Source organism: Cardinium endosymbiont cBtQ1 of Bemisia tabaci (assembly GCF_000689375.1).
In the GTDB taxonomy this organism is placed as follows: Bacteria; Bacteroidota; Bacteroidia; order Cytophagales; family Amoebophilaceae; genus Cardinium.
The window spans coordinates 500752-513708 of the sequence record NZ_CBQZ010000001.1 but is presented as its reverse complement, the minus strand read 5'-3'; the positions used below and the strand labels follow the sequence as shown (position 1 = coordinate 513708).

Annotated in this window: 9 protein-coding genes and 4 pseudogenes; 9 read left to right on the top strand and 4 right to left on the bottom strand. The window is 34.9% G+C overall.

Going from position 1 to position 12957, the window contains the following annotated elements; genetic code table 11:
- Positions 1 to 82: 82 nt before the first annotated feature.
- From CHV_RS02340 to CHV_RS02330, 3 genes are all read left to right on the top strand, one after another.
- Complete coding sequence (locus CHV_RS02340; protein ID WP_165393817.1) at positions 83 to 724, top strand: ankyrin repeat domain-containing protein; 642 nt, start codon at positions 83 to 85, stop codon at positions 722 to 724.
- A gap of 147 nt (positions 725 to 871) precedes the next feature.
- Positions 872 to 1198: an Asp-tRNA(Asn)/Glu-tRNA(Gln) amidotransferase subunit GatC gene (gatC, locus tag CHV_RS02335; protein WP_051602161.1), complete on the top strand. Its 327-nt coding sequence runs from the start codon at positions 872 to 874 to the stop codon at positions 1196 to 1198.
- Positions 1199 to 2251: a lysylphosphatidylglycerol synthase transmembrane domain-containing protein gene (locus tag CHV_RS02330; protein WP_034576873.1), complete on the top strand. Its 1053-nt coding sequence runs from the start codon at positions 1199 to 1201 to the stop codon at positions 2249 to 2251.
- 339 nt (positions 2252 to 2590) lie between these two features.
- Here CHV_RS02330 and priA read toward each other — a convergent pair whose 3' ends face one another.
- Together priA and CHV_RS05570 are read right to left on the bottom strand one after the other, a co-directional pair.
- Positions 2591 to 5005 (bottom strand): replication restart helicase PriA, encoded by a 2415-nt coding sequence (priA, locus tag CHV_RS02325; RefSeq protein WP_051602160.1) that lies wholly within the window; start codon positions 5003 to 5005, stop codon positions 2591 to 2593.
- A 227-nt stretch (positions 5006 to 5232) separates the two neighbouring features.
- Positions 5233 to 5373 (bottom strand): annotated as a pseudogene (locus CHV_RS05570) (IS982 family transposase); the annotation flags it as partial.
- A gap of 85 nt (positions 5374 to 5458) precedes the next feature.
- Between CHV_RS05570 and CHV_RS02320 the strand changes: the two are divergent.
- The 5 genes and pseudogenes from CHV_RS02320 to CHV_RS02290 all read left to right on the top strand — a co-directional run bounded on the left by CHV_RS02320 (position 5459) and on the right by CHV_RS02290 (position 9022).
- Positions 5459 to 5896, top strand: coding sequence for an SLC5/6 family protein (locus tag CHV_RS02320; protein ID WP_130721324.1), 438 nt, complete (start codon positions 5459 to 5461; stop codon positions 5894 to 5896).
- A gap of 165 nt (positions 5897 to 6061) precedes the next feature.
- A pseudogene (locus tag CHV_RS05230) lies at positions 6062 to 6942 on the top strand (IS982-like element ISCca1 family transposase).
- Between the two features lie 45 nt (positions 6943 to 6987).
- Positions 6988 to 7750 (top strand): annotated as a pseudogene (locus CHV_RS05225) (IS5 family transposase).
- Positions 7747 to 8313 (top strand): sodium:solute symporter family transporter, encoded by a 567-nt coding sequence (locus tag CHV_RS02295; protein ID WP_034576868.1) that lies wholly within the window; start codon positions 7747 to 7749, stop codon positions 8311 to 8313. Before CHV_RS05225 ends, CHV_RS02295 begins: the two are co-directional and overlap by 4 nt.
- Positions 8294 to 9022: a sodium:solute symporter family transporter gene (locus CHV_RS02290; RefSeq protein ID WP_084303086.1), complete on the top strand. Its 729-nt coding sequence runs from the start codon at positions 8294 to 8296 to the stop codon at positions 9020 to 9022. Before CHV_RS02295 ends, CHV_RS02290 begins: the two co-directional genes overlap by 20 nt.
- Before the next feature lie 198 nt (positions 9023 to 9220).
- Here the strand turns inward: CHV_RS02290 and CHV_RS05220 are convergent.
- Both CHV_RS05220 and CHV_RS02280 read right to left on the bottom strand, forming a co-directional pair.
- Positions 9221 to 10627, bottom strand: a pseudogene (locus CHV_RS05220) (IS5 family transposase).
- Positions 10628 to 10745: 118 nt separating this feature from the next.
- Positions 10746 to 11546: a 3'-5' exonuclease gene (locus tag CHV_RS02280; protein ID WP_034577106.1), complete on the bottom strand. Its 801-nt coding sequence runs from the start codon at positions 11544 to 11546 to the stop codon at positions 10746 to 10748.
- A gap of 196 nt (positions 11547 to 11742) precedes the next feature.
- On the opposite strand from CHV_RS02280, the gene mutY reads away from it, so the two are divergent.
- Complete coding sequence (gene mutY / locus CHV_RS02275; protein WP_223245667.1) at positions 11743 to 12846, top strand: A/G-specific adenine glycosylase; 1104 nt, start codon at positions 11743 to 11745, stop codon at positions 12844 to 12846.
- The last annotated feature ends 111 nt before the right edge of the window (positions 12847 to 12957 follow it).

The window sequence follows — 12957 nt, the reverse complement described above, 5'->3', positions numbered from 1 at the left end:
TAATTCGATCTGTTCGACTATCTTTGGTCTACTAATCCATCTGCTATTGGTCTACCATATGGAATATCTACCTTTATTTATTATGATTTGTAGCTTTTTGACAGCTAGCAACTGCCGCCAAAGGGCTGCTGCATCATCTGAGCTAATTCCTTTAATGGTAGCCGTTAAAAACAGTGAGTTTGAAAAAGTCTGTGGCTATTTGCATGGAGGTGCAGATCCTAATGTTCAAGATCGATATGGCAATACTGTTTTACATTGGGCTGGCTATTGCGATAAAGATGGTCTTATTACCAAACAGTTGCTTGAGAAAGGAGCAAAGGTAGATGCCTTAGATCGTAATCATTTTACCCCTTTAGATTGGGCATATAAGAAGGGGCATATACTTGCTATGAAAGCATTGATTCAAAAAGCAATGGATTTAAAACTAGAATCCATTCCATGCCAGCATCGTGAAACTTTGTTGCACTGGGCTGCTAAGAGTGGACCTGATAAAGGTAGTAATGAAATGGTTGCGTACTTATTGCAATTAGGATTAAATCCCAATCAAAAAGATAAAGATGGCCGTACCCCACTGCATTATGCAGTGGGGTACGGAAATATAGACGTAGTGCAAGTGCTTTTAGATGGAGGTGCACGTACCGATCTACAAGATAAAGATCGTAGGGTTCCATTGGACTGTGCTCAACGGAATGATATTGTAGTTCAATTGTTATTACACGGATAAATAGTATAGCATAGAAGCGATGTAACAGGCAGGTAGTATCCATCTATTGTTGCGGCATAGTTGCCCATATACCATGGTATGGCTATTTTTTTTAATTGTTTTATAAACGAACTTTAGTATTTGTTAAACTTTTTATGTAAAGTATATATGATCATTGATGACGATCTTTTAAATAAATTGGCCTATCTTTGTCGGCTTGAATTGCCGCCACATGAGCGAGAAAAAATGCTCCATGACTTGAATGCAATGGTAGGTTGGGTAGAACAATTAGATGAGCTAGATGTAGACGATAATGTTATGCTGGCAGAAAAACCTTCTAAACTAGAATCTAGTAGTCTCCGTTCAGATGTGGTATCGAATTCACTTTCCCATGCACAAGCCTTAGCACTTGCACCCAGTAGTGATTCAAATTATTTCAGGGTGCCCTCTGTAAAAGGCATAACGGCTTCTATAGAATTATCTGAATCAACTTAAATGAACAATCAGACCCAGATGGATGCGCAAGATCCACCTAAAACATTAAATGTTAAAAAAGTATGGTTTCCTGTATTGGCTGGACTAGCTTTTACCCTATTTCTATTTTATAGATCTGGTAAAATTTCAAGTGAAACAGTTACATTGCTGCGTAACCCTAATTGGAAATATCTCTATATGGCTTTCCTGGCTATTCTGTTACGAGAGGTTGGCCATATATATAGGTTACGCGTCTTAAGCAATGGTAGCTTGCGTTGGACAAGTTGTTTTTATGTAGCTATTCTTTGGGAGTTTGGAACTGCTGTAACCCCATCTGTAGTAGGAGGAGGGTTGGTAGCTATTTTTCTTCTATCTAAAGAAGGATTATCACTGGGTAGATCTATGGCCTATATTGTAGTGCTGGGGATGATGGATAATTTTTTCTTTCTTTTAGCAGGTTCATTTGGTTTGGGAGGAGTATATGATCCCATTTTTGCTATGGCAGGCTCATTCTGTAGTAGCATGAAGCGCTTTTTTCTTATTATTTATATTCTTTTCTTGCTGTATAATTGCGTAATGGCCATTGGTGTCTTCATAAACCCTAGGTTGTTAAAGTGGATTTTAATCTACGTGACCAGTATACCTTTCCTAAAGCGATGGCGTCGATCGGCCTATCAGCTTAGTAAAGATATTATGGTTACTTCAGATGAATTTAGAGGGAAAAGTCTTCTTTTTTGGTGTAAAATGTTGTTTTGTACCTTTTTAGTTTGGACGGTTCGATATAGCTTATTAAATTGTTTAATTGGTGCCTATTTTCCTATTTCTTTTGGTGAGCATTTGGCTATTTTCGGCAAACAGGTAGTCATGTGGACCTTGATGTTGGTGCCTGCTTTGCCAGGTGGAAGTGGCATTGCTGAACTTTTGTTTCAACAATTTTTTGAACCTATTTTAGGGGACTATGCCTTACCAATTATGTCATTATGGCGTATAACTGTTTTCTATCTTTACCTGATTTTAGGGGTTGTTTTTCTACCCAGATGGCTCCAAAAAAGGTTTAAATTGAACCAATCTTAGTGGTTTTAATTTATTGTCCCACTTTGGGAGAAAAACCCCGTACTTGCAGTGCGTCGTTTCAATATATTTCGCAATTAAAGGTTCAATTTTGTAAAAAAGTAATCTGTTTGTAAGAAATTCTAGTACTGTTACAGATCAAATGATCAAGGATTATGTTGATAGACATGGATAAATAGAAGATAAACTTGGAGACTTTCAAGTCGAAAACTAGCTGTGGCTAAGGCATTCATGCCGTAATCTTAAGCCCTGTATTTGCAATGCAGGGTGAATTAACTTCTTCTGTTCCGTTTATACGCAACAGAACTATATTTAGTGCGACGAGTTTCTACGAATTACCCATTAAATCGGATCTATATCCAATACTATTTTGATTTTGCTATAGGGTGTTTTACTTAGCATATATTTGCAACCATTTCTTACATCCTCTTTTATACGGTGCAATGTACTTAAATTTTTACTGGGTATTTTTAATAATAGATCTAATAAAAAATAATTCCTGATCTTACCCACTAACGGTTGTTGAGGGCCTAGTACCATACCTTCAAGTTTTTTTTCTAATATTGCTTTCAATTTGATGGCCCCTAATTGTAAGGTAGATGCATCTATACCACTTAAACGTAGTTTAATGAGTCTAACGTAAGGAGGATATAAAAACCGCTTTCTTTCTCTTAATTCACTATGATACATTCCTTCATAATCACCATTAGATAAATATTCAAATAAAGGATGATGACGCTGTCTGGTTTGAATAAATACACTGCCTTGTTTGTGACGTCTACCTGCTCTTCCCGCTAACTGCGTAATCAGTTGAAAACATTTTTCATTGGATCTAAAATCAGGAAAGTAAAGCAACCCATCTATATCGGGTATACCTATAAGGCGCATATTGGCAAAATCCAATCCTTTGGCCATCATCTGTGTACCCACTAAAATAGCTATTGATCCATCGTTTATCTCTTTCAATAAAGATTGGTAACTATTTTTTCCCTTCGTGCTATCTAAATCCATCCGACCAATCTTTTGTTTTGGGAATATAAGTTGCAAGCTCTCTTCTAATTTTTCTGTACCAAAGCCTATATTCTGTAGCTGTTTCGATCCACAATGGTCGCACGTTGAAAAAGGAGGCCTAGTATAGTCACAATAATGACAGTGGAGATGATTCGATGCTTGGTGGTAGGTAAGACTTACCGAGCAAGTGAGACAACGTGGGATCCATCCACAAGCTGCACATAAAAAGTATGGTGCATATCCTCTTCTGTTTTGAAAAATCATTGCTTGACCACCTTCCATATGGTTCTTTTCAAGCTTAGATAGTAACGTTAGAGAAAAATTTTCTCGCATAGCGTTACGTTTCTTTTCTATGTTTAGGTCAATAAAAAACAACTTGGGTTGTCCTGCTGTACCAAATCTATGGCTTAATCTTACCAACCCATATTTACCAGTTTGGCCGTTGTAGTAGCTTTCTATAGAAGGGGTCGCTGAACCCAGTAAAACTTTTGCTTGATGTTGTTGTGCCAATAGAATGCTACTCTCTCGTGCATGGTAGGTAGGCATTGTATCGGTCTGTTTGTAGGCTTGATCGTGTTCTTCATCTATAATAATCAGTTGTAACGCTTTAAAAGGCAGTAAAAGGGCAGACCGTGTGCCTATAACTAATAATGCAGCTGGGTTTAGCAAGCGTGCCCATGTCTTTAAACGTTCTTTATTCGATTGTTTTGAGTGGTGCACCACCAACCATTCTCCCCAAAAAGGTCTGATGCGTTCTACTATATGCGTTATTAGACCTATTTCTGGTACTAAAAACAATACTTGTTTTTGTTGGTAGAGTGCAGATGCAATCAGATGCATATACAACTCTGTTTTGCCACTTCCTATAGCACCATATAATAGTACCGTTTTTTTTTGAGCAAATTGCTTTTCAATTTCTATAAGTGCGTTTTTTTGATGGGCTGTTAAAGTAGATAATGGTCTACAGGGTGCCGTAAAAGTTGATGGAGCTAACTGAGGAGGATCTGTCTTTATCAAAATCCCTTTTTTGTATAATGCATGAAAAGCTGATTTAGAATAGCCTAACAATACTTCTTTAGAAATATATAGAGGCACATCTTCTTTATTGGGTAAAAAATGGGCTAAAAGCGCTTGTTGTTTCGGTGATCGTGGTGCTAGTTTGGTGATGGTAAATGGATCTAAGTGGATAGTGGGGGAAAGGGTAACGTAGTGGTTGTCCCTCTCTACTGGATCAATCCCAGTCTCGACGATTGCCGCTACCAATCTTTTAGACAGCAGTGTTATAAGTGCTTTATTCGTATCTTTTTGCCCTATTAATGAGACAATAGATCTATAAGATAAAGATTGGTGCTGTAGCGCAGTTAAAATAGTTTGTTCGGTTACAGATAGTGTATGGCCTCCCATAGCCTCCTTCTGTTGAAACCCTATGTTGTGAAGTACTTTAGGCCATGCCATTGATACCGTTTCACCAAGATTAGATAGGTAATAATCGGCCATCCATGCTAAGAATGCCAATTGCTGAGCTGTAAATAAAGGGGTTGTATATAAGATGGCTAATACATCTTTAGTAGGATAGGAGGGAGGGATAGTATGGCAGCGGATTACAATCCCAAGCAAGAGTTTGCTGCTACGCAATGGTACAAGTACACTACTACCTATCTCTAAACTATCTTGGTAATTAGAAGGAATAGCGTAAGTTAAAGCTTTAATAGGTAGCGGTAATATAATATCTACAAATTTTTTCAAGTGCCATACATTTTAAAAGCATCTGTAGAAATCAAGATTTAATCTTACAGACAGTAAAAAATTATAGTTTATAGTTGTCGTTTAAGTTTAGATTGTCAGACGTTCCTTTAATATATGCGATTTGATTATTTTTTTCAAACACTAATTTTTACTATCGTTCCAAGTTTGTATAGCTGTTTTACCACAACAATATTTCCCATAATGGAGTCTTCATCAGAATGAAATTATTGTAAATGAAGATGATTAGATTTAAAATTTCTAAAGCCAATTACATGAAAAGCAATTAGTATGGTCATTATTCTGCTCAAAGTCAGTGAACATCTTCTAGTAGGTTTTCTATCTGAAGTAGGTAACAAATGTGATTCCATATTTTGATTTTTAGAACAAAATATTTATACCATAAATTATACCATATGTATAGTAGGTTATATACCCTTTTTAATCATTTTATATATGATATTCTTGAATATGCCTATTGTGATAGTAGGGGCTTTTTTGTTGTTAACGCTTGTAGTAGGAATTTACTTTAGTAGAAAAAAAACTACTTTTCGAGAATATGCAGTAGGGAATAAAAATTTTTCTACGGCTACTTTGGTAGCTACGTTATTGGCTACTGCGTATAGTGGTGGAGGTCTGGTGCGTAATGTAGAATGTGTGTATGATCTTGGCTTATGGTGGATAATGTTTAATATTTTAAACGTTTTTGGGTATTGGTTATTTGGTAGGTTAGTATTGCGTATGGGGCCATTTATGCAACATTTCTCTATAGCAGATACGATAGGAAGTGTCTATGGTAGATATTCAAGAATTGTTATTGCTTTAGTTAGTATCTGTAGTTCCATTGTTACTATTACAGGGCAAGTAATCGTAATGTCCCAGGCTATTAGATAGTGTCGTCATGAAATATTTTGTATATTAGGTTTGTAGTTCGTATTATATTTTTAGATTAATAACCTGAACTCTGGATTAGATTTTCATATTTGCGTATAAAGAAGCTTCTTTGAGTTTTAAATTTAGGTGATTGAAAATTACCTCTAAAAACTAAAGGAGCCGCTTATGAATGTAGACAAATTAGTAGAAATATATTATATGGTAGATGAGTTTTTAATAAAATTTATGCCTTATATGGAGAAAAAGCTGTTAACAGAGCCCACAAGAAAACCCACTAGAACTTGTTCTCTTAACTTAAGCGAAATAATGACTATACTAATTGCTTTTCATCTAATAGGTTTTAGAAATTTTAAGATGTATTATATTCATTTAGAGCAATTTCACTCAAGTGAGTTTAGAACATTAGTGAGCTAATAATAGATTCATATCACTAGTAAAAAAGAACGTTAGTTCCTATGTATTTCTTTACGCATAGTCTTTCTAAGACAAGAACAGGTTGTTATTTTATGGATTCAACAGCCATTAAAGTTTGTAAGGTACAAAGGGACTTGTTCTAACAAAGTATTTAAATCAATAGCTACTAAAGGTAAAACAACGACTGGCTGGTTTTTTGGGTTCAAGTTACATTTGATTGTAAATGATTTAGGTGAAATTATGAATTTTACACTTACCCCAGGTAGGGTCAAGGATAGATTCCCTGCAAAAAGTTTATAGCAAAAATTTAATCGGTAAAGTATTCTCGGATAAAGGCTATATCAGCAAAGAATTATTTGAAAAACTTATGGAAAAAGGAATAGAGCTCATTACCCATATCAAGAAAAATATGAAAAATGCTTTTATGACATTATGGGATAAATTAATGCTTCGAAAGAGATCCATCATTGAAACCATTATCGATCAGCTTAAAAATATTAGCCAAATAGAACACTCTAGACACAGAAGCATACCTTAATTTTATTGTCAATTTAATAGCTGGTATTACTGCTTATGGGCTAAAAGAGAAAAAACCGGCTATAGCTAATATATATACAACTGGTTTACAATAATTCTAATCCAGAGTTCAGGTTAATAAGATCAATTATATTCCTAAGATGTCTAAATGGATTCACCGTCATGATATTTCAGACAAAGTATGGTCTATTTTATCACCTCTACTTCCAGGTCAACAAGGAGGTTGGGGAGCTGTTGCCAAAGATAATAGGCTGTTTATTAATGCAGTATTTTGGATTTTACGTACAGGATCTCCTTGGCGTGATCTTCCATCTAGCTATGGGGATTGGAAAAACACCCATCGTAGATTTTCTCGCTGGAGAGATAATGGTATATGGGAAAGGATCTTAGAGAGACTAATTAATAATCCTGATTTTAAATGGCTTATGATTGATTCTACTTATATAAAAGTACATATGCATGGAACGGGTGCGAAAGGAGGAAACCAATCTATGAGTCGAACAAAAGGGGGCTTAATACGAAGCTACATTTGGCCGTGGATGCGTCTGGTATGCCGGTCAGAGCTATTATCACAGAAGGTACCAGAGCTGATTGTAGCCAATCTACATATCTTATTGAAGGGATAACTCCAAAGCATTTGTTAGCAGACCGCGCCTATGATACTGATAAAATCATTAAATATGCTAGAGAAAAAGGTATTGTTCCTGTTATCCCTCCCAAAAAAACAGAAAAATAAAGCGTGATTTTGACAAAAATCTATATAAATTCCGACATCTTGTTGAAAATATGTTTCTCAAAATTAAGCAATGGAGAGGAATCTCCACTAGGTATGCAAAAAACACAGCATCATTCTTGGCAGCTGTCCAAATTAGATGTATCCATCTATGGGCTAACTTCTTATGACGACACTATATAGTATATGTTTGGAATCGATTGACCCAGATGTAATTACTGTTTGCGCCACTTTACTTCTTATTTTCTATTCTACCTTTGGAGGTGTTCGTGCGGTTACCTATACAGATGTATTTCAGTTTTTAACCTTTTCCATTATTATTCCTCTTCTAGCTTGGTTTGTTTTTACGAAAACAGGGAAGTCAGTTTCAGAAATTGGTACTATTCTACAAAGCCACGATAAGTTTCAGTTTAGTAACGTATTTCAGTTTAAGAAACAGTTAGGTCTATTTCTACTGCTTCTATCTAATTTTGCGTCCTATATAAATTCTGGAATTATACAACGGGTCTATATGTCTTCTGGTCCCAGTCAAGCCAAAGAAGTTTTTTCATACGCTACTCTTTTTTATTTTATTATAAAGTTCTTTATAATTTTAGTTGGTCTATTTGTTTTTTTAGGGGTCCCAGATTTACCAAAAGAAAAGATTTGGCCATATATAATCTCTCATATTTCACCTATTTTTCATAGGTTTTCTTTCCATTGGTTTACTTGCTATGTCCATGTCTACAGCTGATTCTTTCTTAAATGCTTCTGCTGTTATCGTTGGCCATGATATAGTGAGAACCATAAAAAAAGATAAAGAAATAACTAATTCCTGTCAACTTAAAATAGCTAGATGTACTACACTAGTCGTGGGCCTGTTGTCTATGCTACTAGCTTTTCGCTGTAAAGATCTCTTAAAATTAATGTATTGGTCCCTTTCTTTCCAGGTACCTATAGTATCAGCTCCTTTTATATTAGCTATTTTTGGGTTTCAAGGGACCTCTCGTACGGCTTTGATCGGTATGTCTACAGGTATATTATTTATTTTAACTTGGAACAAATGGATTAAATGCACAACTGGTATAGATGGTTCTTTTCTTGCTATGTTGGCCAATGGATTAGCCATGATGGCAGCCCATTATCTGTTGAAACAGCCGGAAGATACAGGTTGGGTTAAGCCAGATAACACCTTTAGACAAATACAACAAGAAAATTTCCGGAAACGATCGGAACGAAAAGAAGCTATTAAAAACGCTTGGGAAAATAGAAAAATTACTTTATCAAATCTAATACCTAGCCATATTACCATAGTATCTGTAGGCGTTTATACTACCATCTCTAATCTTATGGCCTATTTTCTAGGGTGTATTACCAATCATGGGTATTGGCTTATATTTCAACTATTTTTATCAGCTTCTTTGATAGGTTACCCATTTTTTATGATATTTCTAAAAAAGTAAAATCTATTCCAAGATGGTTTATTGGTCTATATTGGCTAATGTTCCTTGCAGTTTATATGCCTAGCAATCTGTTTTTGTACTGGTTTAATATAGAGAATCCGATTTTTAGCCTATCCTTTTTTTTAAGCCATTGTACTATAATTTTATGGATATTACCACTCTACTTAGTCGGCCCTGAAATATTATTTTTGAATAAATTTATTGAATGGATCTTTTTTTACAATATTTATGGTTTAGCAGGCGCTCTATTTTTCCTACCCAAGATATAGGTATAACTGGTTTTGGATTAAGAATTTTAATTATATAGGTTTTAATTTATGTGATTGTGAGTGTGTTAAGAATAACTTTCTTGTAATCAGTCGTAGGTTATGAGCAATAGCACATAAAATAACGTTAAGTTTATCTCCTAGAATACCTTTCAAATAGTTAACAGATAATTTACCATCGGATTTCATATGACCAATATGCGGTTCAATAGAAGATCTTCTTTTTATAGTCTTTTTTTAGAGCAGGCGTTATTCCCCTTTTAGAACCACTTATAAATATATTACATTCACTAACAGGTATATTATTACCCCGGTAGGCTTTATCTACAAAAGCATACTTTACTTTGGTACCAGATAATTGCTCGGCTTGTAATAAACTCTTCTGCAAAGTATGGCCATCGTAAGCATTAGGATGTATTGCTTCTGTTGAAACAATTAAACCTTTTTTATGCGTTACTGTAAATTGTACCTTGCAACCAAACTCATAAGGATGTTTAGACTTACCTTTACTTACACAGTAGACGGATGGTTCATGGATGCTATAAATTTTATCTTTACTTTTTTTGATTGGTTTATAAGTTTTTACTTTATAGATAGTAGATTGGTAAATTAGATTCCGTATTAGATCATCAGAGGATTGTATAGAACGTTCTACATCTCTGACTACTCTACCAAGATAGGTTTTTAATTGTTTAATTGCCTTTAGATAAACGTTTATACTGTTTAGCATGAGCATAGCAATCAACTTTACGTTTGATAGATAGACCTAAACGCTGATAAGTTTGACGCAGTTTAATACCTGTTTTCTTGGCTATACTGACCAATTTTTCTCTGGATTTATTAAGCAAAGAAGAGTCAGTTGGGTAACGGATATTTTTCTCCATTACAGTAGTATCAGCTATAACTTTTTCAAGTTCTTTTCGGGTCATTACTTTTTTTTTAGCGCTAAGTCTATAGTCATAGATAAAATCTTATTGAGACCTTCTTGACCTAATCTATGGCGCCAACGGGTCAATGAACTGGGGTTACAAGGCATCTTAAACTGAAAATAATCATATCCACAAAAGTATTGCCAATAAGGGTTTTCTACCCATCTAACCACTACTTGTTCATCAGAAATATTATACATATGACTGATAATGAGAAGACCTATAATTAAACGAATAGGCAAAGGAGGTTGACCAGGTCCATAGCTAAAACCGCGGTCTAAATCTGATGCTAAGGAGTGAAAAGGAATCGAATCAGATAACTGGAATAATGGATGTTTCGGGTTGAGAAAACTAGATAAGCGTTGCTCAAACAAACGCTCAAGGCTATTATTTATTTTCTTAGATTTCATCCTTATTTTGCAAGCTTTTTATACAAAACAACCTAAAAACTGGTTATTAACCATATATAAATTTAACCATTTATTTGCTGATTAACAAATAATTATATGGTATTTCAGGGCCGACTATTTAGGCTATTATACCCATTTTGATTTGGGTTAATTTTCGCTTGGTATCCAAAGGAAAATCACCTTGTATCATCCATTTATAATAGGAAGGCTCCAATTTTAGTACCTCTGATACACTTTTCCCTTTGTGTTTGCCAAAATTAAAAATGGGTATATGTTGCTCGTTGTAGACTATTCTACCTGCAAAATCCACCATGTTGGTATTGGTTAGATGATGTAGGGTAGCCACATCATTTTTTATGATACCCAATGGATTGCCTAATGAATCTACTACTGGCTGATTTTCATATCTTTTTATTTGTTCCATAAGTACCTCTAAAGTAGCCTCTATATCTACCATAGCGTTATGAGCCCCTTCTAGTTCCTTTTTACAATAAAATTGATAAGCTGCTTTTAAGGTTCTTTTTTCCATTAAGTGAAAAAGCTTTTGAACATCTACAATTTTACGGGTTTCTACTTTAAACGCTAATTCTGCCCGTAAAAAGCTTTCTACTAATATAGGTATATCAAAGCGGAGCAGATTAAAACCAGCTAAGTCAGCGCCTTTTAAAAAGGCAATTAATTCTTTTCCTATTTGTTTAAACGTTGGTTTGTCTTTTAGATCTTCCGTATAAATGCCATGGATTAAACTAGATTCAATAGGAACAGCTTGTTCTGGATTGATTCTTTTGTAAAAAGTCAAGCGGTTGCCGTTGGGCATAAGTTTAATCATTGCAATTTCTACGATGCGATCGTGTACCACATTGGTACCTGTAGTTTCTAAGTCTAAAAAAACAAGTGGATTGGTTAATTGTAAAGGCATAGTATGTTTTTCTTTGCTGAAGCTTGTCGTTGCAAGGATATTATTTATACACATAAAAAATGGCTTGTCCCCGCTTAAATTTGTCTATGCTTGCCTATATTGCGCAATGGCTATGAATTATTCAGTCTACAGTAGTAACTTTTTGCCAAATATAATAATTGTCAAATATAATAAAATATGCACTACACTTTCCATTATGGTATCGTCTATGTTAATCAATACCATTAGCCATCTTATTTTTCGTAGGTTATTGCTTGCTTGGTACAAGTTACATCAGCGTTGTTTGCCTTGGCGTACTACTAAAGATCCATATAAGATATGGTTATCAGAAATTATTTTGCAACAAACAAGAGTTGTGCAAGGGCTCCCCTATTATGAGCGTTTCATTGCCCAATATCCTTCTGTAGTCGCATTATCCCGTGCTACAGAACAGGATGTGCTCCGTTTGTGGCAGGGATTGGGTTACTATAGCAGAGCCCGTAACTTACATCATTGTGCCCAAACCATTGTTGAAAAATATAATGGCGTTTTTCCTACTAGTTACCGATCACTCCTTACATTGAAGGGAGTAGGCCCTTATACAGCCGCAGCGATTGCTGCCGTTTCTTTTAAAGAAGTAGTAGCTGCTGTAGATGGAAATGTCTACCGTGTATTGGCACGTATTTTTGGGTTAGCCTATGATATAGGTACATCCCAAGGTAGAAAACAAATGCATCAGTTTGCCACCCTATTAGTAGATCCTATACAACCCGACACCTACAGTCAAGCGATTATGGATTTTGGTGCACTCCAATGTACCCCAGTAGCTCCTTTTTGTACTACCTGTATTTTCAACAGCTATTGTCTGGCTTTCTATACCGACAGACAAAAAATATTGCCTGTTAAGACCAATAAACTACATAAGCGAATCCGTTATTTTGACTATGTTATTTTGCAGTATAAGGAAGTCATATATATGAAAAAACGTATAAAAAAAGATATTTGGCAAGGCATGTATGATTTTTATTTGTTAGAAAATAAACAGCGCTTGCTGGTAGATCAGATGGAAGACCCTTTGTTTAGGTTAGCTAAAAGCCATCACTTATCCATTACTACCTTTGAAAAAGAACACGCTCATTTGCTAACCCATCAGAAGTTATTGGTAAAATTTCATAAGATCGAGATTACCCCAGCTTTTTTGCAAGCAGCCAACGATCTATTTTATCAATTTTCTTTAGTAGCATTTAATCCTTCACAGATTCAAATTTTGCCTAAACCTATATTGATTCAAAATTTTTTAAAAAAACTAAATTTTGTTTAGTTGAAAAGTTTGAATAGCTTTTTTTATCCATAGCAATATAGCCTCTGCTTGCTTAATTGTATGCCATTTTGGTAAGAAAAGTTTTATTTTTTGAATAAAAATATTTAACTT

Excerpts from the sequence above, each read along its gene's own strand:
- CHV_RS02340 (WP_165393817.1), top strand. The coding sequence starts at position 83 with ATGATTTGTAGCTTTTTGACAGCTAGCAACTGCCGCCAAAGGGCTGCT.
- CHV_RS02320 (WP_130721324.1), top strand. The coding sequence starts at position 5,459 with ATGATATTCTTGAATATGCCTATTGTGATAGTAGGGGCTTTTTTGTTG.
- CHV_RS02330 (WP_034576873.1), top strand. The coding sequence starts at position 1,199 with ATGAACAATCAGACCCAGATGGATGCGCAAGATCCACCTAAAACATTA.
- gatC (WP_051602161.1), top strand. The coding sequence starts at position 872 with ATGATCATTGATGACGATCTTTTAAATAAATTGGCCTATCTTTGTCGG.
- CHV_RS02295 (WP_034576868.1), top strand. The coding sequence starts at position 7,747 with ATGACGACACTATATAGTATATGTTTGGAATCGATTGACCCAGATGTA.
- mutY (WP_223245667.1), top strand. The coding sequence starts at position 11,743 with ATGGTATCGTCTATGTTAATCAATACCATTAGCCATCTTATTTTTCGT.
- CHV_RS02280 (WP_034577106.1), bottom strand. The coding sequence starts at position 11,546 with ATGCCTTTACAATTAACCAATCCACTTGTTTTTTTAGACTTAGAAACT.
- CHV_RS02290 (WP_084303086.1), top strand. The coding sequence starts at position 8,294 with ATGTCCATGTCTACAGCTGATTCTTTCTTAAATGCTTCTGCTGTTATC.